The organism is Erythrobacter sp. QSSC1-22B (assembly GCF_001678665.1).
GTDB lineage: Bacteria > Pseudomonadota > Alphaproteobacteria > Sphingomonadales > Sphingomonadaceae > Qipengyuania.
This window is the reverse complement of the sequence record NZ_LZRP01000002.1, coordinates 1-24,162: the sequence shown is the minus strand read 5'-3', so window position 1 is coordinate 24,162 and position 24,162 is coordinate 1. Positions and strand designations below refer to the sequence as shown.

17 protein-coding genes, 1 tRNA gene and 4 pseudogenes are annotated in these 24,162 nt (G+C 58.8%); 11 read left to right on the top strand and 11 right to left on the bottom strand.

Features of this window, described 5'->3' with window-relative positions; genetic code table 11:
• Nucleotides 1–15 precede the first annotated feature (15 nt).
• Nucleotides 16–2,187, bottom strand: coding sequence for a PQQ-dependent dehydrogenase, methanol/ethanol family (locus A9995_RS03930; protein WP_067609583.1), 2,172 nt, complete (start codon nucleotides 2,185–2,187; stop codon nucleotides 16–18).
• Nucleotides 2,188–2,339: 152 nt separating this feature from the next.
• On the opposite strand from A9995_RS03930, the gene A9995_RS03925 reads away from it, so the two are divergent.
• A complete protein-coding gene (locus A9995_RS03925; RefSeq protein ID WP_067609581.1) occupies nucleotides 2,340–3,359 on the top strand; it encodes an SPFH domain-containing protein in 1,020 nt (339 codons plus the stop codon).
• Between the two features lie 7 nt (nucleotides 3,360–3,366).
• Complete coding sequence (locus A9995_RS03920) at nucleotides 3,367–3,837, top strand: NfeD family protein (protein WP_067609579.1); 471 nt, start codon at nucleotides 3,367–3,369, stop codon at nucleotides 3,835–3,837.
• Nucleotides 3,838–3,865: 28 nt separating this feature from the next.
• On the opposite strand, the gene A9995_RS03915 is transcribed toward A9995_RS03920, so the two are convergent.
• The gene (locus A9995_RS03915) at nucleotides 3,866–4,798 is read right to left on the bottom strand and encodes a complex I NDUFA9 subunit family protein (RefSeq protein WP_369815804.1); all 933 of its coding nucleotides are present in this window, start codon (nucleotides 4,796–4,798) and stop codon (nucleotides 3,866–3,868) included.
• Nucleotides 4,799–5,056: 258 nt separating this feature from the next.
• Here A9995_RS03915 and A9995_RS03910 point away from each other — a divergent pair.
• The 4 genes and pseudogenes from A9995_RS03910 to A9995_RS16955 all read left to right on the top strand — a co-directional run bounded on the left by A9995_RS03910 (nucleotide 5,057) and on the right by A9995_RS16955 (nucleotide 8,938).
• Nucleotides 5,057–5,143, top strand: a tRNA-Leu gene (locus A9995_RS03910).
• Between the two features lie 218 nt (nucleotides 5,144–5,361).
• Nucleotides 5,362–5,436 (top strand): annotated as a pseudogene (locus A9995_RS17605) (hypothetical protein); the annotation flags it as partial.
• Between the two features lie 87 nt (nucleotides 5,437–5,523).
• A complete protein-coding gene (locus tag A9995_RS03905) occupies nucleotides 5,524–6,516 on the top strand; it encodes a hypothetical protein (protein ID WP_168157323.1) in 993 nt (330 codons plus the stop codon).
• A gap of 1,183 nt (nucleotides 6,517–7,699) precedes the next feature.
• Entirely contained in the window at nucleotides 7,700–8,938 is a 1,239-nt protein-coding gene (locus A9995_RS16955; RefSeq protein WP_168157322.1) for a PEPxxWA-CTERM sorting domain-containing protein, read from the top strand.
• Between the two features lie 643 nt (nucleotides 8,939–9,581).
• Here the strand turns inward: A9995_RS16955 and A9995_RS17195 are convergent.
• The 4 genes and pseudogenes from A9995_RS17195 to A9995_RS03880 form a co-directional block, all read right to left on the bottom strand.
• Entirely contained in the window at nucleotides 9,582–10,229 is a 648-nt protein-coding gene (locus A9995_RS17195; protein ID WP_233998076.1) for a PEPxxWA-CTERM sorting domain-containing protein, read from the bottom strand.
• A gap of 666 nt (nucleotides 10,230–10,895) precedes the next feature.
• A pseudogene (locus tag A9995_RS03890) lies at nucleotides 10,896–11,941 on the bottom strand (IS110 family transposase).
• A 287-nt stretch (nucleotides 11,942–12,228) separates the two neighbouring features.
• Nucleotides 12,229–12,864, bottom strand: a complete 636-nt coding sequence (locus tag A9995_RS03885; RefSeq protein WP_067609568.1) for a PEPxxWA-CTERM sorting domain-containing protein — start codon at nucleotides 12,862–12,864, stop codon at nucleotides 12,229–12,231.
• Between the two features lie 409 nt (nucleotides 12,865–13,273).
• A pseudogene (locus tag A9995_RS03880) lies at nucleotides 13,274–13,597 on the bottom strand (tyrosine-type recombinase/integrase); the annotation flags it as partial.
• Nucleotides 13,598–14,030: 433 nt separating this feature from the next.
• Between A9995_RS03880 and A9995_RS16500 the strand changes: the two are divergent.
• Together A9995_RS16500 and A9995_RS15895 are read left to right on the top strand one after the other, a co-directional pair.
• Complete coding sequence (locus tag A9995_RS16500; protein WP_145916794.1) at nucleotides 14,031–14,219, top strand: hypothetical protein; 189 nt, start codon at nucleotides 14,031–14,033, stop codon at nucleotides 14,217–14,219.
• A 438-nt stretch (nucleotides 14,220–14,657) separates the two neighbouring features.
• Nucleotides 14,658–15,603: pseudogene (locus A9995_RS15895) on the top strand (IS630 family transposase).
• A gap of 592 nt (nucleotides 15,604–16,195) precedes the next feature.
• Here A9995_RS15895 and A9995_RS16950 read toward each other — a convergent pair.
• The 4 genes from A9995_RS16950 to A9995_RS03850 all read right to left on the bottom strand — a co-directional run bounded on the left by A9995_RS16950 (nucleotide 16,196) and on the right by A9995_RS03850 (nucleotide 20,128).
• Nucleotides 16,196–16,438: a hypothetical protein gene (locus A9995_RS16950; RefSeq protein ID WP_168157321.1), complete on the bottom strand. Its 243-nt coding sequence runs from the start codon at nucleotides 16,436–16,438 to the stop codon at nucleotides 16,196–16,198.
• Between the two features lie 125 nt (nucleotides 16,439–16,563).
• Nucleotides 16,564–17,640 (bottom strand): PEP-CTERM sorting domain-containing protein, encoded by a 1,077-nt coding sequence (locus A9995_RS03860; protein ID WP_145916793.1) that lies wholly within the window; start codon nucleotides 17,638–17,640, stop codon nucleotides 16,564–16,566.
• 56 nt (nucleotides 17,641–17,696) lie between these two features.
• Nucleotides 17,697–19,583 (bottom strand): toll/interleukin-1 receptor domain-containing protein, encoded by a 1,887-nt coding sequence (locus A9995_RS03855; protein ID WP_067609560.1) that lies wholly within the window; start codon nucleotides 19,581–19,583, stop codon nucleotides 17,697–17,699.
• A gap of 23 nt (nucleotides 19,584–19,606) precedes the next feature.
• Complete coding sequence (locus tag A9995_RS03850) at nucleotides 19,607–20,128, bottom strand: hypothetical protein (protein WP_145916792.1); 522 nt, start codon at nucleotides 20,126–20,128, stop codon at nucleotides 19,607–19,609.
• 453 nt (nucleotides 20,129–20,581) lie between these two features.
• On the opposite strand from A9995_RS03850, the gene A9995_RS15890 reads away from it, so the two are divergent.
• Complete coding sequence (locus A9995_RS15890; protein WP_082992466.1) at nucleotides 20,582–20,734, top strand: transposase; 153 nt, start codon at nucleotides 20,582–20,584, stop codon at nucleotides 20,732–20,734.
• Nucleotides 20,735–21,059: 325 nt separating this feature from the next.
• Here A9995_RS15890 and A9995_RS03845 read toward each other — a convergent pair whose 3' ends face one another.
• Nucleotides 21,060–22,841 (bottom strand): hypothetical protein, encoded by a 1,782-nt coding sequence (locus A9995_RS03845; protein WP_067609556.1) that lies wholly within the window; start codon nucleotides 22,839–22,841, stop codon nucleotides 21,060–21,062.
• Nucleotides 22,842–23,512: 671 nt separating this feature from the next.
• Here A9995_RS03845 and A9995_RS03840 point away from each other — a divergent pair.
• Nucleotides 23,513–23,953, top strand: a complete 441-nt coding sequence (locus A9995_RS03840; RefSeq protein ID WP_067609554.1) for a potassium channel family protein — start codon at nucleotides 23,513–23,515, stop codon at nucleotides 23,951–23,953.
• Nucleotides 23,950–24,162 (top strand): hypothetical protein (locus tag A9995_RS17300; RefSeq protein WP_233998075.1); only part of this gene is annotated, 213 nt, incomplete at its 3' end. The genes A9995_RS03840 and A9995_RS17300, both read left to right, overlap by 4 nt.

Here is a 24,162-nt window from a genome sequence, read left to right as displayed (position 1 = left end):
CGCGCGGCCTTTCAGCTAGCGCGCCGCCACCCGGTTGCTTTGGGCCGCTTCCGCCTCCATCTGCTTGTCCTGATTGGCGCGGAAGACGATGTAGGCGCGCACCGCGTCGATCTGTTCCTTGCTCAGCGATTGCGCAAAGCTCGCCATGCCGTTCTGCGAGAGCACGCCATCGTGGACCACCGCCTGGAAAGCGTCGCGGTTCGACAGCGTGCCGCTGCGCCTGAGGTCGGGCAGCACGGTAGAACCCACCGCGGCAGGCGCATGACACACCGCGCAATAGCGCGCGTAGTGCTTGCCACCCTCGGCGATCATAGCGGCGCTGGCGCGGCTGGGGGGCGGATCGAGCGGCAATTGCGCGAGCTCGGGCATATCGGGGAGCGCGCCGGTGCCGCCCAGCTTGAACACCAGCAGCCGGCTGATGTTGCGCACCGGCCCCTGATCATTCACCAGCCCGCCATCGGCGGAGATGGCATAGGCTCCGCCCCAGCCGGCCAGCACCGCGACATATTGCTCGCCTGCGACCGTATAGGTGATCGGTGGAGCGACGATCCCGGTCTGCGCGGCGAAGCTCCATAATTTGCTGCCGTTCGCGGCGTCATAGGCGCTGAATTCGCTCGAGGAATTGCCCTGGAACACGAGACCCCCGCCGGTGGCGAGCAATCCACCGTTCCACGGACCGGGGAATTCGACCTCCCAGCGCGCTTCCTGTTTGACCGGGTCCCACGCGAGCAGCTTGCCCTTGACCGTGCCATAAACCTCGCGGCGGATGCCGAGATCGGGCGGCAGATCGCCCGCGCCCAGATCGAAACCGACATTGAAGCCGCGCGCGCGATCGGGTTTCCAATTCGCTTCGGGGGCATAGATCGAGGCTGCCTCGAAGGCCGGGATATAGACCAGCCCCTCGCCGGGATGCCAGGCCATCGGGTGCCAGTTGTGACCGCCAAGCGGGCCGGGCATCACCATCGCCGGTTTGCCGGTCACATCGATCCGCGCTTCTTCGTTCTGGATCGGGCGACCCTCGGCGTCGATCCCCGACGCCCAGTTCTGCGGGATATACGCCTCGCCGGAGATGAACTCGCCGGTCGCGCGGTCGATGACGTAGAAGAAGCCGTTCTTGGGCGCTTGCATCAGCACCTGCCGCTGTGCGCCATCGATTTCGATATCGGCGAGAATGATGTGCTGGGTGGCGGTATAGTCCCAGGTCTCGCCCGGAGTGGTCTGGTAGTGCCAGACGTATTCGCCGGTATCGGGGCGGATCGCGACGATGCTCGAGAGATAGAGATTGTCGCCTTCGCCGCGGCCATCGGCTCCGGGGCTGCGATAGGCGCGGTTCCACGGGCTGCCGTTGCCGACGCCGATATAGAGCAGGTCGAGTTCGGGATCGTAGGCCATCGAATCCCAGACCGTGCCCCCGCCACCGATGCCGCTCTCCCCGCCGAGGACATCGCCGCTCCAGGTGGCGGCGGCGGCTTTGAGGTACTCGGGCGCCTCGGCATCCTCGTCCTCGTCGCCTTCGGGAACGGTGTAGAAGCGCCACAGCTCCGCGCCATCGGCTGCGTCATAGGCGGCGATATAGCCGCGCACGCCGAATTCGGCGCCGCCATTGCCGATCAGCACCTTGCCGTCGATCACGCGCGGCGAGCCGGTAATGGTGTAGGACTGGTCCTGATCGACCGTGACCTTTTCCCATTCGACCGCCCCGGTGTCGCGGTCGAGCGCCACCAGCCGCCCGTCGAGCGTACCCAGGAACAGGCGATCGCCCCAGGCGGCCAGCCCGCGATTGACCACGTCGCAACAGGCCTTGACCGCAGTCTCGCCGGGAACTTCGGGGTCATACTCCCACAGCGGCTCACCCGTGGCTGCATCGTAGGCCTTCACCTTGCTCCAGGCGGTGGTGACATAGAGCTTGCCGTCCATCACCAGCGGGGTCGCCTCCTGTCCGCGGCCGGTGTCCATATCGGCGAACCAGGCGAGCCCCAGGCCGTCGACAGTGTCGCGGTTTACCTGATCGAGCGGCGAGAAGCGCTGTTCGGAATAGGTGCGCCCGTGGGTGATCCAGTTGGCCCAGTCGTCGCCCGCATTGACCAGCTTGATGGCATCGATCCCGCCGGTGTTTTCCTGCGCGACCATGTCGCCGCAACCGGCCAGCGCGAGCATCGCCAGCGCGGCGTATCCCAGATTTCGCATCACACCCTCTCCCCGGGCGCCGGTATCCGGTCGCCATGCGGCGTATCCTGCAGCGATGCGGGCGCCTTGTCCATTCACCCCGGCCTGCTTTTCAATTTTGCGAGTGGCGACGCATGGGGTAGGCTGATGCCCAGCAAGGGAGAGTGAACGCGATGGGTGGTCTGATTTTCATGGCACTGGCGGTGCTGGTGCTGTTCATCTTCCTGGTGATGGCGGTCACGGTCGTCAAACAGGGGTTCGTCTACACCATCGAACGGCTGGGCAAATACACCATGGCGGCCGAGCCGGGCCTCCATCTCATCATCCCGCTGATCGATCGCGTCGGGCGCAAGGTCAATGTGATGGAGCAGGTGCTCGACATTCCCGGGCAGGAAATCATCACCGCCGACAACGCGATGGTCGGGGTCGATGCGGTGGTCTTCTTCCAGGTGCTCGATGCGGGCAAGGCGGCCTATGAGGTCTCCAATCTCTATCAGGCGATCATGGCGCTCACCACGACCAACCTGCGCACGGTGATGGGCAGCATGGATCTCGACGAGACTCTGTCCAAGCGCGACGAAATCAACGCGCGGCTGCTCTCGGTGGTCGATCACGCGACCTCGCCCTGGGGGGTCAAGATCACCCGCGTCGAGATCAAGGACATCCGTCCGCCGCTCGACATCTCCGAGGCGATGGCGCGGCAGATGAAGGCCGAACGGCTCAAGCGCGCCGAAATCCTCGAGGCCGAGGGCGACCGCGCGTCGAGCATCCTGCGCGCCGAGGGCGACAAGCAGTCCGCCATCCTCAAGGCCGAGGGCAAGCGCGAAGCCGCCTTCCGCGATGCCGAGGCGCGCGAGCGCGCGGCGCAGGCCGAAGCCAAGGCGACCGAGCTGGTCTCCGACGCCATCGCCCAGTCGGGCAACCAGGCGATCAACTATTTCGTCGCGCAGGAATACACCAAGGCGATCGGCAAATTCGCCGACAGCCCCAACGCCAAGACCATCCTGTTCCCGGTCGAGGCGACCCAGCTGATCGGCTCGCTGGGCGGAATCGGCGAGCTGGTGCGCGGCACCTTCGGCGACAATCAGGGCACGGCCGACACCGGTACGCCGATCCCCCCGTCGCGCCCGCAGCGACCGCAGCCGGTGCGCCGCGCCAGCGTGCCTTCCTCCAACGACCCCTCGCAGGGCTGAGGGCTAAGTGGACGGGATCGAGGCCCATTGGATCTGGTTCGCTGCGGGCCTGATCCTGGGCGGGCTCGAGATGGTCGTCCCCGGCGTCTATCTGATGTGGCTCGCGATGGCCGCGCTGGCCACCGGGGTGATCACGCTGGTCGCGGTCCCTTCGCTTGCGATCCAGGTCACCAGCTTCATCTTCCTGACGCTGATCTTCGCCTTCTCCGCGCGGCGGATGCTGCGCGACCGCCCGATCGTCAGCTCGGATCCGCTGCTCAACAATCGCGGTGGGCGGCTGATCGGCCAGACCGCGCTGGTCACGCAGGAGCTGGTCTCGGGCAGCGGGCGGATAAAGGTCGGCGATAGCGAATGGATTGCGCGCGGCCCGGACATGGCGGTGGGCGAGCGGGTGCGGATCACCGGCAGCGACGGGTCGGAGCTTCTGGTCGAGCCTGTCGGGCTGATTATCGACCAAGGCCCCGCCGACAAGGCGTGACGCCGAAGTCCGACGCCAGCCGAAATCCTCAGGATGCGGCCCGGTCGGAAAAGCGCCCCTGGCGGCGGTAGCGAACCATCCACTTATCGAGAAACAGCCCCAGCGGTTTGGGCTCGATCCCCAGCTCCGCAAATCCGGGCTGATCATCCGAGACCACGCTGTTCTGCTTGAGGAGGGCCCACTGGTCCTTGCCCATCGGCGTGCCGGGGAGCGCGGCGAAGGTGCTCGAGACCGCATCGGGCATCGGCAGGAAGGTCCGCTTGCGCCGTTGCGCGGCGGCGATCCGGCGATTGATTTCCATCATGGTCAGCCGCTCCGGGCCGCCCAGCTCGAAGATTTTACCGCCGTGCTGGCCGGGATCCTCCAGCGCCACCGCGACCGCTTCCGCGACATCGTCGACATAGACCAACTGGAGCTCGGCCTCGGGCCCGAACACGGGCAGTACGGGGACGAAGCGGATCATCTGTGCGAACATCGAAAGAAACGCGTCGTCCTTGCCGAACAGGATCGACGGGCGCAGCACCGTCGCCTGCGGGAAGGCCTCGCGGACGAGCTCCTCGCCCAGTTTCTTGGCCGCGGCATATTCGATTTCGGTCTCGTCTTCAGGCTGAGCTGCGATCGCGCTGACATGGACGAAGCTAGTGGCTCCGGCCTTGGCAGCCGCCTCGGCCATCCAGCCCGCGCTTTTGCCCATGATCTGGCGCAGATCGCCCTCGAAGGCGCCGACCAGATTGACCACCGCATCGGCGCCCGCGACGACATTGTCGACGCTGTTCCGGTCGGTTACGTCGCAACGCGCGAACTGGATCTGGCCCAGATTGGCGAGCGGCTTGAGATTGAAGGCGCGCTCCGGATGGCGGCTGGCGATCCGCAGCCGCGCGCCGCGCGCGAGCAGCGCCTGCGCGACGTAATTGCCGATGAAGCCGCTCCCGCCCATCAGCACCACGAGTTTACCGTTCAACGCGCTTTTGCTCGCCATGCTCGTCCTTCGTTCGTTTGTCCGGTCGGCCCTAGCCCCAAGCACGCCGCGCTCGCAAGCGTTCCGCGCGCTCGGGGCAGGGGCGGGGCGGCGGCAGGGCTGCGGCAGGGCGGCCAGGGCAGGCAGGGCACCCAGTGGTTCGGCGGGACGCGAAGTCGATTGACAAGGCCCACCCCCCTTCGCTAGTGGCCCGCGCCTACCGACGGCACCGGACCAAGACGACCGGATTGCCGCAAACGTGCCCAGATGGCGGAATTGGTAGACGCACCAGCTTCAGGTGCTGGCGATCGCAAGGTCGTGGAGGTTCGAGTCCTCTTCTGGGCACCAACACTTTTCAAAGCGCTGAAACCCTTGGGAAATCGTCGCACAGACGGTCTCCTAAGCGTGTTTGCTACGGTTCTCTGCTACGGGAAGATGCCCCATCGTCTCCCGCAATGTCGCAGAAGACTGACGATGATCGACCGCGTGGCTGCTACGGGAACCTGCTACGGGATTTGCCCAAAGGAGTGTTTCGAAGAAGGCAGAAGCTCTAATACCGTCACACCATTCCAGTTGATGTTCAGCCACACCTGAAGCGGCTCGAAGTCTGGCGGTCTCTGCGAACCGATAGCGTCGCGATTGCCATTCGGCGTTTGCCCAGCATTGTCGCGCGGATCGAAATGGAGATTGAGCACGCTCGTGGGATGGCGGGACTGCCAGTAGACTCCATGCTTTTTCGACCGTCTGGCGACGATCCCACTGAGGGTGTCCTTCCGCTCGCGCAGTCTTCTGCTGTGATCGCGACAGAGGACGTGTCGCTGACGCTTGGGGAAGCGTATCGGAGCTACATCGACGATCCCACGCGTGCGTGGTCCGCCAATACGCGCGAGGCGTATGAGACGAGCCGACGGCTTGCCATAGCGGTGCTGGGTGAGGCGGTTCCTATCGCCTCAATCTCACGGGCACACTGCCGTGACGTGCTGAATGTGCTCCGTTTTCTTCCTGCCAACGCAAGGAAGATTTCCCCGAGGCTCTCGCCGCGCGAGGCGGCAGATCGCGCTCGACTTCGAGGGGACATTCGGATCATCAGCGCAGCAAACGCCAACTCGCTGATTTCGAACATGAGCAACTTCCTCAACTGGGCGGTCAATGAGGAATTGCTCGCCCGCAACCCGGCGCGCGGGCTGCGCCTGCCCGATCCGGTCAACAAGCGCGACAAGCGGCTCCCGTTCGAGCGCGAGCAGCTTCATGCGATTTTCAACGCGCCTCTCTATCGCAGGTGCATCGATGGGGGGCGGGGCTACAATAAGGTCGGCAACCAACGTCCGCGCAACGCGCGCTTTTGGGTTCCGCTCATCGCGTTGTTCACTGGGGCGCGTCTCGGTGAAATCTGCCAGCTTGATGTTACGGACATCCGAACCGTCGATGGCATCAGTTGCATCGTTGTGACCCAAAAATCTTTAGTCGGCAGCACAGATAAGCGCTTGAAGACGGGCGCGAGCGACAGACTGATTCCAGTTCATCCGAAGCTGGCAGAATGCGGACTACTGGAGTTCGTCGAGGCGAAGCGGAAGAACGCAGAGACCAAGCTCTTCGACGAGATAGAGACCGGCTCGACCGGCTCGCGCCCAGTCGCGTTTAGCAAGTGGTTCACGCAATTCCTGCGTGCGTGCGTGCGGTGCGAAGAAGCGCCGCACCTCCTTTCACTCATTCCGCCATAACTTCAGAGATGAGCTTCCAGCAGCGCGCGTTGATCACGACATGGCGATGCTACTCGGCGGGTGGACAACAGGCTCCTCGCGGACTGCCGTTTCCGAGAACTATGGGAGCGGTTACCGCGTCGAGGCGCTGAACGATGCGATGCTCAATCTCTCGTACGATCAAATAGATGTTCGCCATCTGGCGGCGATCGCCAGATGGCAGCCACGCGGTCGATCATCGTCAGTCTTCTGCGACATTGCGGGAGACGATGGGGCATCTTCCCGTAGCAGAGAACCGTAGCAAACACGCTTAGGAGACCGTCTGAGCGACGATTTCCCAAGGGTTTCAGCGCTTTGAAAAGTGTTGGTGCCCAGAAGAGGAGCGAACGGGTCGTTATGGTTCGAGTCCTTGGTCGGGACTGGGATTTGTTGTGATTTTTCAATGGAGGCGGGTCCTCTTCTGGCACCAGGTACCCCTCCGTGGGTGTACGTACAGGTCAGATAAGCAGCGGGAAATAAACAAAATTCCCGCCTGGGGTGTCCCGCGGCGTTCGGTGCCGTTCAGCCACGTTTAGGCCTCTAGTGGGGCCTTTTGGGGGCCTCGCTGGGCATTCCCAAAGTGAGCTATGGCACAGATGTGAGGCTGTCGAGATAGTCGCTCCACCACTGCATCATTTCGACCCGATCGCTCCAATAGGCTGAGCGATTGTAGACTGCACACACGTATATATACCCCATAATCATAATATGCCGTAACTTTTGATTACTAAGAAATGCTCTAATACTTTTCTGCAATGTGGCTTTCTTAATTAGATCCATATTGGGTAAATTGACATTTAATGACGGCGTATACAGCTGGTGCGGAAATAACAAATTGTATGGAGGTGAGGGTCTTTACAAACTGCGGCTTCATACTTCGTCTGTGCGATCAATCGTCATTGCTGCGGGATAAGGCTGGCAGAGCAGCTTCGCTACTTCGGGCGACCCCTTCACCCACTGTCCCAGTCGTCGCGCTGCAGCACCCCAGGCATGCGGTCGTGAACGCAACAACCTGCACACATGCTGGAAACCTGCGGCGGCGCTCGTATTAAGGGCGCGCCCGAGCTCGAATATTACACTTGCGCCGCTACAGAGAATAGTAAATACTTTGTAAGGGAAAGAAGGTTGGCCTGAACCTTTTTGAATGGCTCACAGGGGGGCTGCAATGCGCAAGTTTTTTTATGTGTTACTCGCTACTGGAGCGTTTATCCCAAGCTCAACGATGGCCGCGACGGTGCTGAATTTTACATCTGGCAACGGTACCAATGTAGCCTCCGGTTCCGGTCAGGGCATGAGCTGGCAGGCCCGCTCGCTTATCGTTGGCCAGACCTCGACGTCGATGATCCCCAGCGGTGGAGATCCGCGTTACCTCGCCTTCAACAAGGCGGGTTACAGCGGCGTCGTCGGCTTGCTCATGCGTTACGATTCCGGCGCCGGGTTCGTCTGCTCGGGATCGCTGCTGAGTTCGGGCCGTATTGTCACCGCCGCGCATTGCGTAAGCGGCGGCATCGCCAATGACATTGATGGGCGCGCGGCCGGCCTAGTCAACACCACGGCCTTCTTCTACGATGCTGAGGACGCGTTGCAGGGTGACGACCCGTTTGTCTATCCGACCGGCGGGGCAACCCTGTCCGGCATCACGGCGATCGACATCTCTAACTACTCCGTCAATCCCGGGTATACGGGCGAGGTAATCGACCAGAACGACATCGCCGTCCTTTCGCTGTCGGAGGCCGCGCCGAGCTGGGCGCAGCGATACGATCTCTACACCCCCGGTGCAGGTGGCCTTACGGGTGAACAGTTCAACGTCACTGGGTACGGCACGCGGTCGGTGATCGGCGGTGCCGAGGGCACTACCGGCCCCGGCGCCGGGGCTGGCGTGGGTCGCCTGCGCCAGGGCGAGAACGTTTACGACTATCGTTTCGGCGACCAGGTGTTCGGCGGGGTGTGGAACGCCGTGCTAGGCGGAACCGCCAAATACGACTATTCCTACATTTCCGACTTCGACAACGGCCTTGCCGCACAGAGCATGTCCTGCCGGGTGTCGCAGGCCGTTATTGGCGCTGCCACACCGGGCGATTTCTGCACCAACGGCGTGGGTGACCTCGAGGTCAGCATAGCGGGCGGCGACTCGGGCAGCCCGGCGTTCATCGATGGGAAGATCGCCTCGGTCAGTTCTTATGGACTCTCCTTCGGTTCAAACTTCGGCGACTTTAAGCCCGGCCTCCAGTCGAGCTGGGGTGAGCTAAACGGGTTCGTTCCGACCTACATCCATGCCAGCTTCATCGCCGGGGTGCCCGAACCGTCGACTTGGGCGATGATGCTGCTTGGCTTCGGCTTTATCGGCGGATCGATGCGCCGCCGCACAGGAACCGCTTCGCGGGTGCGTCTGACTTACGCCTGAGAAACCCACACCTCTAATCCAAGGGAAGGGCGTCGCGTTTGCGGCGCCCTCTTTATTAATTCTCAGGTGCTAGAAAGTCTGCAGCCTGCGAAGCGTCTGCAATTGACGATGTGGACGGCTCTCCACCTCTGTAGGATATTGTTCTGCGGACGAGTCGGAAAGAGGAGCGAGTATGGAAACGATTGGAGTTGTCGGAGTAGATTTGGCTAAATCGGTCTTGCAGGTTCATGGCGTTGATATTGATGGAGCGGCAGTATTGCGCCGTCGTGTTCGGCGGTCGCAATTCCTGAAATGGGTCGATAGCCTGAATTCTTCTCTTGTCGGCATGGAGGTATGTTCCTCATCGCACCATCGGGCCAAGCAGCTGGAAGTGCTCGGTTGCAGGGACCACGGATCCATCCGGCGAGGGCCGCGCCGGGATTGATTAGCGGATGTGCTTGATGGTGCGTTCCGCTGCAGCATTGCTACGTGCAGCGATGCGTCTTTCGGGCGAATTTGGATGAAGCTGGATGACCTATCTGGGGGCCGTTGATGAGCACTGGAAACGGGCTGAGCTGGGATGTCAAGCTGCCACTCCTCGGACACAAGCAAAAACACCGCCAGTCTTACAACCAGCGGCGCTCTAGCTACTTCCGAATGCCAGTCAGGCGTAAGAAACGCCGAGCTTCTGTTGGCGCTTGGCGGAACGCATGGCGCCGCCAACAAAACCAAAACCGAGCAGCATCATTGCCCAAGTTGATGGCTCTGGCACGGCAGCTGTGGTCACGGCGCCTGTGCCCAGTTTGGCGTAAGTCGTCAGGGAATTGCTGCCCGACGTGAGATTCACGCTATAGGTGTTATTGACGTCAGGATCGTATCCGATGCCGGCCCAATTCAGACGAAAGCTGTTCTGTGCCGCCCCGCTGCCATTCGTTGCGTTATCGTTGCCGAAAAAGAACGGGTCATAGCTTGTCGATGTGCCGGTAAGCAGATTCGTCATACTGATCAAAGCACTGCTGGTATCTCCGAGGATACTCCAGTCGAAGCTAAGCGGATCTGTGCCAAGTGCAAAGCTATAGACACCACTGGAATCGCTTGCTGGGGCAGCCGTGAAGGTTTGGTGGAAGCGAAGCGCCAACTCAACATTGTCCGATGTCAGCACGGCTGCGTTCGCCGGACTATAGTCGTTCCCACTCCCATACGTGAACTCGCTGGTCGGAGCCGAATTGTATTCTAGCGTCGTTGCAGCCGTCGCGGGGTTCGCGACAGCAAATCCAAATAACGCAAATGCCATTGTAAATTTCTTCGTCATCCTGTGCCCCACCTTTTTTTGATTAACGTACGAACAGCGTGCGGCACCCCGCATCGAGGTGCTATTAGTGCTGAGTAAGCTGAATCGTTGTTTCAGTGGGAGTCAATCATGCAACGTGTCCTATTTCGATACACATGCCAAGTGCATGGGTGAGTTGAACCAGCGGCAAGTGCCAGTGAGCTGGAAATTTCTCGCTTTGACCGACACCCGGGTCGCGACCCGGGTGTCGGGTTTTTGCTTATAGCCTTCGGAAACCAAACGCGGTCGCACACCGTGGGAGTTGCCGGTTGAACCATCAACATCGCCGGAAGCCACATTCCTGGCGTCTGTGCCGTTGCGTGTAATTGGGCACAGTTCATCGGACCTCGAAAGCTGATTGGCGGCTAGCGCCGGGTGTCGCGCCAAGAGCTGCCTGTCGTCATACGACCCATGTGTGGACGGCCCTCCGTTGGCAAGGGATAGTTCGAACTGCGCTTTGGCTGGTTGAGGCGCCCATGTGTCCGGCCTTTGAGCGCGGTCCGCATGACCGCTGGCCTTGATGCCATTCGCGCGGCTCAGATCCCTACCAATTGCACGCACTCGAAGTGCTTGGGTCGGTCGGGTTTTCCTGATCCGGCGGTTTCAACCGGCTTTGTGCATCAGTTCAATTTGCCCTTTCCAACTTCTTCAGCACCACACGGGCGCAATTACCCAGGCTGTAAGCTTGTGTTTGTAAGCTTCGTCCGTCGACATCATGGCCCAGACGATCCGGGCGTTCTTGTTCGCAAGAGGCACAGCAGCAACCTTTGGCTTCTTTCGCGATAGCAGCTGCGCAAGTCAGGGATACTTCGCAGCGCTGTGCTGCGCACAGCGCACAACTGCCATGGCCCCCACGACAAGCAACTCGCGAAGATAGCTGTTCCCCGCCTTGGTTATACTCCCGATCCGCTCCTTGCCGCCGCTCGAGTTCTGCTTTGGTGTCAGTCCGATCCAGGCAGACAGACTTCGCCCGCTGCCAAAGATGACCGGGTCAGGAACACAGGCCACGATTGCACTGGCAAGCAGCGGGCCCACTCCCGGTATCGCCATCAATTTGCGACCTGCCTCGGTCTTTCGAGCGTCCGCCAAAATGCGCCGGTCGTTATCGAGGATCTGTCCCTTCACCAGGTCCAGTTGGGTTGCGAGCACCCAAGGCTTATACGCGCAGTCTCGGGCAGCCGATTGTCGCTTCTATCGGCAATGATCGCAAGCAGGCGATCCAGCCCCGTTCTGCTGATGGGCGCAATTATCCCGAACTCCGCCAGATGAGCGCGCAAGGCGTTCGTCAACTGGGTGCGCTGCCGCGTCAGTATCGTCCTGACGCGGTGAAGCATCATTGTTGCCTGCTGTTCGGGCGACTTCACGCCAACAAAACGCATGGTTGGGCGTGTCACCGCTTCGCAGATGGCTTCGGCATCGGCTGCGTCATTCATGCCCCGCTTGAGACAGGGCTTCACATATTGTGCCGGCATGAGCTTCACCTCATGCCCGAGCTTCTCCAGCTGCCTCGCCCAGTAATGCGACGACGAACACGCCTCCATACCGACGAGGCAAGGCTGCACTCGTTCGAACAGTTTCAAGAATTGCGAACGCCGGACCCGGCGGCGCAGTACAACGGTGCCATCACTATCAACGCCATGAATCTGAAAGACCGATTTTGCCAAATCCACTCCGACAACTGTAATCGATTCCATACTCGCTCTCCTTTCCGACTCGTCCGCAGAACAATATCCTGCAGAGGCGGAAAGTCGTCCACATCATCAATGGCGGACGTTCGGCGAACGCGAGGTTTTCGCCTAATTCGCGCATAGTTCGATATCAATCGGGAAATTCTTGGAACGCTGCTGAGTGAGCTTGCCGCTAAAAGAGGCGCTCGCTCCCGCCAACGCCTGATCCTAAATGGTCAGCCTAAATGGTCGCTGGGCAGCAAAACGCCGCCAGTGTTTCCACCGGCGGCGCTCAATTCTAAGATTGAACAGAGCTAAGCGTAGGAGACGGTCATTCTCTGCCGACGTTTAGCAGAGCGCATAGTCCCCCCAACAAAGCCGAAGCCGAGCAACATCATTGCCCACGTGCCGGGCTCTGGCACGGCCGATTGGGTTGGCGTGAACGCATTGATAACGAATTGCGATCCTTGCGCGCCGAAAGCAACGAAGTTGCCGTTGCCGCGCAGGCCGTTGCTGAAATCGGCATAGCCGGTGGAGCCGATCAGATCGCTGCCGAACACCGTGACTTGGTTCGGCCCGTCGACGTCGATATCCCAAATAAAGCTCTCGCCGAAATCGAAGTCGGAGAAAGTGAAATCAATCGAAGTCGAGCCATCGGCAAACGCCCCAGGGCCGGTGTAACCGGTCGTCAATGCAGCGGCGGCATTTGGGGTAAAGGGTAGCGAGTTATCGATCCCGAAGCCGCCATTGACCGTATCGAAGCCAAACGGCGGGATAAGGCTGATGCCGAAGCCAAGAACCGTCTCACCGGCAGTGGATGTGTTCGTTATCACGAACGGGCTGCTAAATGTGTCCCCATCGATGACAAAAGTCAGGCCGCCGTCGGCATGGGCCGGCACGGCGGCGAGCAAGAACCCGGCTGTGATGGCTGCTTGTGCAAAATGACGCATTGTTCGCGTTCCTCAAATAAAAATAATGGAGTTGTGGAACGACCCTGTTAACCACACTAACCAATATAATTCTGAATCGCAAATCAAACAGTTGAATTCACCTGTGCCAAAATGGCACGGCAGCTTGCAGGGCTACTCCACGGCCCGCTGTTCCGCAAGGAAAGCTCTTGGAACAGGCGGTTCCACCCCAGCTACTGGGTGACCGATATCCCGTAGGACGTGTGGCTGAAGATCGTGGATTAAGTCGCAGTGAAGGCCTTAAGCGTAATGCGAGCGCCGTTGGCCGCGACTGGCGGCGTTTTGCTATCTAGCGGGAATGGCACCTAGCCACCCCAGTTGCCGCCGATTATCGGAGGTTTTTTGCCCCCAATAGCGGCGATCGGGCAATGCCCGATAGCCGCGTTGATAATCAAATTTCGGTGCGCTCAGCAAGGACGAGCGCGTCCTCCACATCTATGCCCAGATAGCGGACGGTGTTCTCGATTTTCGTATGGCCGAGCAGAAACTGAACCGCGCGCATGTTGCCCGTCGCCCGATAGATCATCGCAGCCTTCGTCCGCCGTATCGAATGCGTGCCATAGTCCTCACGACGCAGTCCGATGGCTATGACCCATTCGTCCACGAGCCGGACATACTGCCGCGTGCTCATGGGGCGGCTGTGATCTAAGCGATTGGCAAAGACACAATGATCGGCTGTCCCGCCAAGGCGCTGAAGCCATGCGGCAAGGTTACTGGCCGGGGAAAACGAAGGGGCACGTGCAGAAGCGCGTCGACAAAAACCGATACGGCTTCGGTGCTGCCTCAATGACCGCTTTCAGGTGATACAGCTCCAGCCTCGAATGGCCGATGTTACGGCGCATAGCTGACGACCCCGGCATTTTTAAGGTGGTAGTTCTTAGCTGTCCTATATGAGGGTGCTGTCAGTTGACGGTTCCGCCAATCCTAAAGAGTGGTGCCCCAAAGGCGACAAAGATGGGCACTTGTTCGCGATCACTCGGCAATCGACGCCTATGTTAGCGATACCCCAACGAGGCCATCTTGCGCCCAATCGAACTTCGGTTGCCGGGTGCCCGACACTATCGCAATCGCGTGGTCTTCGCTGGGCTGCGCAAGGCAACTCCTCGACATGGCGGAACACACCGACGAGATGGTCTTCTGAGGCGAGTATGAAGAAAGCAATGAACCAAACACTAGCCCATATGACGATAATCTGGCAAGATATTGCTTCTCAGCAGGATCTGCTGACCGTCTCTTCGGTAGCCAATCGCACCCATGCTAAATCGTTCCAAATTCGCCCCGCAACTTACAAAATGGATGGGAGTTTGGCGCAAGCGCTACTAAAAGCCTCAATCTGAGGGGCAATGTTCCCTCAATGGGAACCCGAGGAGGCTTCAAGACTTTAGGTTTCCGCATGGTTGATTTTCAAGATCCAAGAGCGGCTGCGAGACGCCTTCGAGCCGCGACAGACTCGCTTAATAATGCACGCGATCAAGCCATCATTGATCAATACATCCGCGAACTTGAACATTTTGCGCGCGAGCGAGAACATAAGCTTGCGCGTGTCGGAGGTTCTGCTTCTTCATTTCCGGAAATTCGACAACTGAGCCGTAGGGGGTAAAGCAGCTATTGGCTTGGATGTCTGCTGGGGTCAATGCGCACCGCAGCCCGGTGACATCTATGTGTGAGGTTTGTTCGGAATTAGAGCGGTTTCCACACGATCTGACTCGTCGGGGTTTCCCTTTGCCGCGCTGATGTGATTCACGCTGCCTGCTGGTGGCAGGAGGCCAGCATGGATGGCACGAACACTTTCACAGGACCTTCGGGACAGGGTAATTTCGGCGATTGACGGTGGCATGAGTTGTCGCGCGGCTGCGGTGCATTTCGGGGTCAGTGCTTCGAGCGCGATCCGCTGGCGGCAACGTGCGCTTGAGCATGGTCAGGCCGTTGCCAAGGCGCGTGGCGGTGACCGGCATTCGGGCAAGATCGAGGCTCATGACGGCTTCATCCGGGAGTTGATCGCTGAGCAGGGTGACATGACCTTAGTCGAGGTCCAGGCGCGGCTGATGGAGCGCGGCACCTCGGTCGGGATCGGCACGGTGCATCGCTTCTTCAAACGTCACGGGATCACGCGTAAAAAAAGACCGGGCACGCGATCGAGCAGGACCGCCCCGACGTCCTGAAGCAGCCTCGTCAGTGGTTCAACGGCCAGCTCGATCTGGAACCGGAGCGCCTCGTCTTCATCGACGAGACGCGGACGGCCACCAACATGACCTGCAGCCACGGCCGCTGCGCCAAGGGCGAGCGCCTGCGGATGGGCTTCCCGCATGGTCACCGCAAGACGACCACGCTGGTTGCCGGTTTGCGCATGAGCGGCATGGTCGCGCCGATGGTACTCGATGGTCCGATCAACGGCGACTGGTTCGAGGCCTATGTGGCCCAGGTGCTGGTACCCGAACTGCAGCCGGGCGACGTCGTCATTTTGGACAACCTCTCGAGCCACAAGCGCGCCGCAGCCCGAGAACGCATCGAAGCCGCGGGCGCCACCTTGCGCTTCCTTCCGCCCTATAGCCCCGACTTCAACCAATCGAGAAGGCCTTCTCCCGGCTCAAAGCCATGCTGCGCAAGGCGGGTGAGCGCACGGTCAGCGGCCTGTGGAACCTGATCGGCAAGCTCATGGACATCTTCCAGCCAGACGAATGCGCCAACTACTTCAGCTCGTGCGGATATGAACCGGAATGAGCGGAAACCGCTCTAGACAATCGCGCGTTTCCGATCTGGACCCAACTCAGTTCAAGAGAGGCAAGCGAGGACACGGTGGTTCCTACCGAGATTTCCGAGGCAAACGGTACTCTGCTGGTAAAATCGGCGTGAAAGCGAGGAACTGGATCGACGCGGCGATCTGGCGCGTCGTGCAGTCAGTCTCACACCCGGTCGCAAGAGCTGCGAAGGCTATGAGGTCAAGCGCAGGACGTTGCCTTGTGCCGCAGCGCCTCGCTGCGTGAACGAAGTAGCCACGCTGGCCCCCCCATCCTCGCTTCCAGTCGGGGACATCACCCTGACGGAATATTGAGTGAACCGTTGAGACGGCTCTTCAGTAGCCGCCAGCGACTGATCCTGGCGATGCGCAGCAGCGGCCTGTGCACCAAGTGCCGCGATTCCCTTGAGCCCGACGTTCAGTCGGGGAGGCAAGACCATCCTTATCAACGGCCAGGCGCTCTGCCTTGGCTGTAATCTTTCCAAAAGCAATACCATGACGTCTCCCAAGCTCCGCGAATGGCAATAGTCTGCACGCGCCAAAGCGCACAAACGTTACGAGACAAACGCGGATCGGCTATTCGTGATCAACGCAGCGCCCGGGGCTGGCAAGAGGAAGGTCTCCTGCGTGATTGCCGGCGATCTGCTTCGGGCAGATCAGATTCACGCGTTCGCTGGAAAGCAAGCGTATCAACTTCGGAGTATAGCTATGCTTGGCCTCGGATAAGACCCCAGGTACGCCGCACTGCAGACTGTCTTTTGCGTCTCTTAGCAGCATGGCGACCTTGGCATCGTGGATATTGCCGGGTGTCAGGAGCAAAACGTGCAGATGGCCATTTCATCGGAGGTTCGAATATTCTCCGGCAGTCAAGCGATGGACTGGCATTGACCGCTGCAAACCCCGCCAGCCCATTTAGCAAGAGAGCGAAATTTGTCCACATGGTTTCATAGTGGGCCACTGAGTTGACGACGGACCAGCTTTCCGCAACGCCTCAATTGTCCTCCAAGGGCGAAGAACCCGACGATCAGCATCAGCCACGTGCTCGGTTCAGGCACAGCTCCGGTTGGCCCTCGGTAATTGGTGTTATACTGGATCTGCGGAATCGCCTCAGCTGGGAAGGGGAACGGGGCCGTGATGTCGACGAATTGGTAGGACACTCGGAAAGGATCATAAATCGCTCCGACCGCAGGCGACTGTGTATCACTTCCGCTTAGTGGCAATATCGCATTGGCGTCAGAGGACAGCGACATCAGGCTGCTCCTTGATGAGGAAAGGACACCACCCGCGTTTCTCGGATCGCCGAAAGCGACCTGAAGGCTCTCGCATAAGGTCGGGTCTAGGCAGTCAGAGCGGTTGGTCCTGATTGTGAGGGTCGAGGTGTAGTAGAGGTTCGTCGTTGCGCCGGGTGCAAGCGTGGCCAGCTGCACCGCAAGATCGGTCGCGCTCCAATCTAGGACGTTCCACTCGGGAGTCGCGTTGCTGTTCAGCAGGAAATTGTTAAATTCCTCACCATCGCTGGTATTTACCAATGGTGGCATCGACGTTGCCGTACCGTCTGCTGTATAGAGTATGCCTTGGCGAAGGCCGGGATCCTGTGACACCGCGAAAGCGAAGTTGGCGATCGAATTGCTGCCGACGTCCAGAAAGGAGTTGGCGAGATGGCCAGGTGTAATTTGGGAATCGAATCGCAGGTCGACCGGTGCGGGGCCGTCATTAAACAGTGAAAATATGATTTTAGTGGTCAGGCTCATGGAGCATAGTCCAACACAAGAGCCGTTGTGCAGAAAAAAGAAACTGCCCTGATCGAGCGTCCCGGTGAGCGACAGCCCCATCTCTGAGACGCCTGATCTAGTGGTAACGCTGCGAGAAATCGTGGTGGATCCGCCCGAGTTCGATCCCGAACTGCTGACGTCCCCGACGTTGTAGTCGTAAAAGTTCTCTATCGTTGACGCTTCGATGATCTCCGCCGATGCAGCGCTTGAAACAAAAAGCCCTGTCAGTCCTGCAAAGAGAAATTTCATAGTCGCTCTCCGGTTGGTAAAAAAGAGCTGCCTCCGGTTGGATGGCTGCCGCCATATCACTGATTGATCACGACCCGCGTTGTCCTTTGCTTTACGCTGAGTTCCGCGCACGCGCGATTGGTCTGGGCCACGATCTCACGCTCAGAACCGATTCGTTGATATAGAGCTAAAGCCGCCCTGCATTGGGCCGAAGCTTGGAGGCTGTTGCCTGCGGACGCATGAATACGGCTGCGAAGCATCAGTAATTCGGCCTGGTCGGGATCTTCGGCGCCGTAGGCTGTATCGTAGATTTGTTTTACCGATCCAGTGAGCGCCAGCGCCTCGTCGAACCGCCCACTCCTGCCGAGCGCTTCAGCGGTATAGAAATCGGTATCGCCCACAGCGGCGTTACCTTCGCCGTAGACAGCGGAAAAAATCGCCCGGGCCATGCGGAAGTTATCGACCGCCTTTGCGGTATCACCCTGTGCCGCAAAAATACGACCCATCAGCAGCCTAGCGGCAGCAAGATCGGGATGCGCGGGTTCCAGCACGCGCGAATAGATCTTAAGCGCGGAATCCATTCGCGGTATGGCATCTTCGGGTTTCCCCGCGGACAGGCTCGCAAATGCTTGATTGTGGAGTGCACGGGCGGTCCTCACGTCTCTTGGGCCGTAGCGCTGCAAGAACATGCGGTGGGCCTTTGCATAGAGCGCATCAACACGATCGAAATCAGCCGCCTGAACCAACGCATAGGCTTGATCCATCAGGTTTTCGGCCACTTGCGCGCGATGTTCACCATCGAGATTTTGGTACCCAGCGGCGGCCTTAGCATATCGCCGTGCTGCCTCCCGATAGTTCGCTTTGAGAAAGGCCAGATCCCCATGCCGTTCGTCGATTGAGATGGCCAAAACCATGCTATGCTCGTCGTTTGCTTTAAAGGAATTTCCGGCCTGTTTTACCAGTCTCTCCAGCTGCTTCGCATCCCCGCGCTTCGAGGCCAGCACCGCTAGCTCCAACAGTATGCCGGCGCGGCCCGAGCCGTTCGCGGGTTCCAGTTTTAGGGCGTGGGTCAGGTCCCGTTCGGATTCGTCCAACAGGCCTAAATTGCGGTAGATCTCACCCGTCGTTCGCAGCAGTCTGGCAGCCACTTCCGGCCGCTGGCCAAATTCGCCTGATGCGCGCTTACTGGCACGGTCGAGAACCGTAATGGCGGTTATGGTTCGTGGATTTTCGGTGGCGGGATTGGCTATTTCGAATGTCCCGGCAAGAAACTCCAAACTGCTTTCCGCAAGGTTTCGCTCGGCAACGGCCACACGGCGCTGATCCTCTGCGTATATGGCGAGTCCGATCGTTATGAACGCGATGACCGTCGATGTTGCGGAATAGAGCATCATTTGCCGCTGCCGCCGGGAAGTATCTCGTTGGGTCAGGTCATCAAGTCCCAAACCTGAAAGGCCTGCCAGAAGCTTCAGCCTAGCAAGTCTTTTGCCATCCTTTCCCGGCCGAAGATCGGCCGCAACTGGCTCCGCCGGCAAATCCGATAGATCGCCGGCACTGTCGAGTCTGAACTGTAAGGCCGGCGGGAAACACTCTGTTTCATCGCTGGTATATGGTTCTCCGGCAACGATCACCGCCAAGGTGCGAGCTTCTCCATGCTGCCGCTTGAAGATCAAGATTTCTTCATTGACCCATTTCGAACGGGCCGCCGATGGAGAGCAAATGACAATCTGGAAACGCGAATCCGCTAAAGCGGTTTTCAAATCCTCACCAAGATCGCCACTGGCGGCCAGTTCGTCGCGATCCCGGAAGACGTGTTTGAGCTTGCGCTGTGCCGGGCCGAATGCGGTTTGAGTACCGATAACATTTTTCGGAAAGCGGTAAGATTCGATCGCCCGGTGCAACTGTCGGGCTGTTGCACTGTCGTGATGGCTGTAGCTGATGAACGCTGAGAACCTCTCCGCCATTTCTACCTCCGGGCGCGCTCCGACTATAGGGCGCGGCTTGGCTTGAGGCGCCGACTGCGTGACGCCCGCAATCCTGCCCCGAGAAAGAAAAATCCGCAAAGCAGCATGAGCCAAGTTTGGGGCTCAGGCACGGCGTTTACAGCATCCAAATCGCGAACATTCAGGGCAAACTGCAGATCAGGATCAAGAAAGCCGCCAAGCGCGAAGCGGCCCGTCAACAGCGTCGGGTTGGCTTCCGTGCCGGTATAGAGCTGTGGCCCTGCGAGATCGAAAATCGTCCCATCGATGATCAGGCCGCCAGCGGCGAACTCGTATACGAAACCTAAATCGTAGATGCCTGTAATACCATCAATAGTAACCGAGGTATCCGGCACCACGAACCCGTCTGGTTGAACGATGATTCCGAGGGGTTGGGAATCGACGACGAAGCGGATGCTATTGTTTCCCTCGAGCTCGTTCAAAATACGAGCGGCTTGTGCAGGGATTGCGCTGACAACCGACAGGGCCAGCGTGCTAAGCCAAAGAAACAAATAGCGTTTTAACATGATCGGCATCCCTCGAGGACGTTATTGGATTTTTAGAGGGACCCTGCTCGATTCTATCACGCGACTCGTCGAACTGCCGACTATCATAACCACAATATTGTAATTGGCAAGAACGATGCACTTGCGCGCGGCTCACTGCTGCATCCAAGTTCCTTAGTTGCTTTCGGGGTCTGCGGTGATCTGACTAGGATTATTTGTACTGACCAGTCTTGCAGTCTTCGCCGTTACGCTCCTCAAGTTCATGAATTCCTAGGTCTTCGTGGTGCCCTTTAAGTGTTTCGGAAAACCCGGTTGAGGCATCAAAGAACCCATGCTGTAAGTGACGGCAGTCGTTTTCTCCGTCCATCTTGTAGACGCTTTCGCTGATGATTTGGATCTAGGCTCAGGACCGAATAAAGGGATTCCCTGCAACTCGGTAATCGGATACACCGGCAACCCTGAGGAGGCGATGTCATGAGTGACTCGTTCGGGTCGTTGGAAGCGCAGAGCCGCCGGATCGAGCCGCATGTACCGTTGTCGCATCGAGCCGTGGGCAATGATCGGCAGATCATCAGCGGGATCATCTTCGTGACCAGGAACGAGTTGCGCTGGCGCGATGTACCGTGAAGGTATGGTCCTGACAAAACGGCCTACAACCGGTTCATCCGCTCTCGACGGCTGGGCGTACTCAACGAGATCTTTCCTGCTCTGGCTACGGGGGAAGGCAAGCGAGTCAGCCAATCGTGGATCCGCTACCCAAGGATGATGATACCCACTGATTTCGCGCCGTTCGATTAATTTGCCTTGAGCCCAATTGCGGCTGGGTTTGAGCACTATGAGTGACGCGGAGGAGGGGCCGCGCTTGAGGCTGATCGGGTGGAGCGCGTAGTTCAGCTGGTACATGGCGGATCGGCGCTGTCGCTTATGCCCAGGTTAAGGTCAGGAAATACTTTCAAGCAGGAATTTCCAGCGATCGCTCCGAATAGGACGTCGTCCATTCATCGAGATCGGCCAACATGATCGCCGCGGCCCGGCAAAGTTCGGTAGAGAGTGTTTCCAGGTCGGTAACCTTTGAAAGCCGCTGTGCACTCGCGTCGAGCGCGATTGCCGTCTCCGCCGACCGGCTCGCCTGAAGCAGATGCTCCCCATGGCCGCGCATACCGAACACCGCGGCGCCCGCTGCCGGCAAGCCCGCCGTGAGCACGACGAGGCCGATTGACATGTCCGCAATTAGCGACGGGACCAGGAAATAGCCGATCACAAACAGCACACATGCCCCAATCACCAAACCCATAAGGGTCGAACCAATGACATGGAGCCGATGATCCAAATGTCGCATGCGATGGGCGTTGACGCGATGATAGTTCGCCTGCGGTTTGAAGCATTCGGTAATAACGGCTTCGGTAAGCGCCGAGATGCCCGCTTCGCTGACCCCGCCTATGGGACTGGACATTTCTCGCCAGATTGCCGCCGCGTACCATCTTGTCCAGTTGCGATTCGTCTTTGTTCGGTTTGCGCTGGGAGAGATTTCATCGCTGCGAAAAGGGGGGGCACCAAGGCCGATACGCTTGAGATAGACGAGCGGGCGTAGGCTTTCGGCCAGATACCGGTATTGCAGCCAGCGCCGGTGCCACTCGCCCTTATTCCCCGCCCGCGTGTTGAGGAACAGGAGGCCAATTACAGCAAGTTCAGCAAGAACTAGATAAAGTTTGAAGCCTGGGAGCAGCAGGCCCGTGAGAGCGATAAGGACGGCAAGAGCGGACAAGACATAATTCGCGACATGCCCCGATCGAAATCTTTGTGCGTAACGAATGGCCAGAAAATTGGACCAGCCATAACTGCGTTCGAGTGGCATTCTCAGGCTCGGCGGATAGGCGTCGCGCGTCATAGACCAATCTCGCTCGATGTCATCCTCAATCGAATTCTGTAGCCACGGCTTATCAAGGGCTTTGACCCCCAACACCGAAAGCAAGAGTGGGTACTCTAAGCGCCCATTAATTCGCCTTTCTGTCTCTTTAAAATATTGCCCGATATACTTACGGTCTACACTATCATGCGGTGCGAGTACGCTATTAACGAGCGCAAAGTAATCATCCTTGTCAAGCGCGCCGGTATTCTGCATTCCGGGCACAAAGTTGCCCCGCAGCCGTGGCGATCCTACCGTGTCGTTCGCACGATCAATCGGAATATGAATTACCGGAAGGTTCTCGTCCATCGCCATTTCCACGATTTGCGCGGTGCCGCCCGGACCATTGGCAGGCAGCCCATCCCAGATGGCCACGAGGATATCCGACGCCGCAATGACCGCCTTGCCCACCATTGTGTATGCCTTGGGAGATCCGTAATCGCCCGGCATGGTGAAAATTGCGTCGGCGCACTGGAGCTGCTTTTGAAACTCTACGAGCTCTGAGCCTTGGAAATCCAGTTGATATGTCTCGACAGGAAAGGGGAGCAGCGCACGGACGCAAAAACCCGCAGCGTGTGCGGTAGTGGCAGCGAGCTGATCTGCACCGGCTGCTAACGGGGTATGCAAACGCAGGATCGGGTCGCAAGGATCAAAGATACTCGCTTCTACCGAATGAAGCTTCTGAACCGCCGCGAACAGATCGGCAAACAGGGTATCCAGAACCGGACCGATGTGCCGCAGTATCTCAGGAGTGAAAATCGCCGCTCGGTGACCGGTAATGCCGATATTTAAGCTGAGCGTCGGACGCGGTGGACGATCGATTTCCATTTATCTTCCGCACCTCACAATTTACGCCTCTCGAACGTTACTAATCAGCGGAGCTGCTTGGCACAATAGCTTGGAACATTCCGGTTGCTGGCATTTGGATTATTCGATCGCCGAAGAGAGGGATCCTTTTGTCGCATAAAAGACCTTTTGCCAGGCAACTTCGGTCCGGACTTGTCGAAAGCCGCATTTGTCGTGCCAACCCGATAACGGTCATGGAAAGAACATTCCTCTTTGCCGAAAACTGCCGATAATCAGTTTACGTCTTTCGACCCCGGATCCGCTGAGATTGGACCCGTCGAGGTTGAATTAACATGACGCATATTTGTGTGTGCATTTTCGCGCTCCCTAATCACGAAAACCCAGAGATTGGATCGTTGGCGGCCCGGTGGCTGCAATGCCCCGCAACGCTCGGCGGGAAGGTCGTGAACTGGGGCGGTTTCCTAATCCGCTCCGCCAAGGCTAAACTCCTTTTTTTGCCACCCTACTCGCCAGATCTGACCCTGATCGAGTAGATCTTCACCAAGCTCAAGCTGTTGCTCCGGAAGGCGGGTGAAGGAGAGTTATCAACTTCGAATAATCCAGCATTATTTGGGTCTCCTGAAGCTCGACGATCGGAATGGTCAACAACGACACACTGCTGTATTCGATATTGCAAAGGGAGATTAGGGGGTATGACGCTGGTCACGATCGCTATTGCCGTTTTCCTGCTGGCATCGACGATTGCGGTCCATTACGAAGTTTTGCGGATTACGTCCGCCCGCATGTCGCACCTGAGTTTAGCCCCGCGCGTGCGTATCATCTTTATGCTAATCGCGGCTCTGTTTTCACACCTCGTCCACGTCTTCATCTACGCCATTGCCTTTCATTTACTCGAGAAATGGGCCGCGCTCGGCACAATCGAAGGACCGGCCGGGCATGATTTCGCCGATGCATTTTACTTCTCGATTACCAGCTACACCACGCTTGGCATCGGAGATCTCTATCCGACCGGTGAGCTGCGCTTGCTGAGCGGAATTGAAGCGCTAAACGGCTTGGTCATGGTCGGTTGGACTGCGTCGATCACCTATCTCTATATGGAAAAGTTCTGGCACCTGCAAAGCAAGCACCCATGAGCGAAGCTGCGCCGGATGTATTCGTCAGTTATTCGCGCGCTGATGAAGAGAGCGGGAGGCTAGTAGTCCCGTTGTGCTGGGCGGGCGCCCTCCGCCGGTGGGTCTTCGGCAGTTCCAGTGGGTTGGCTCCTCTGCGTGGCGTGGCTCTACTGACGCGCCGGAAATCCCAAATTCGCGATGCTTGTGGATCGGCGTGCAAGAAGGCCCCC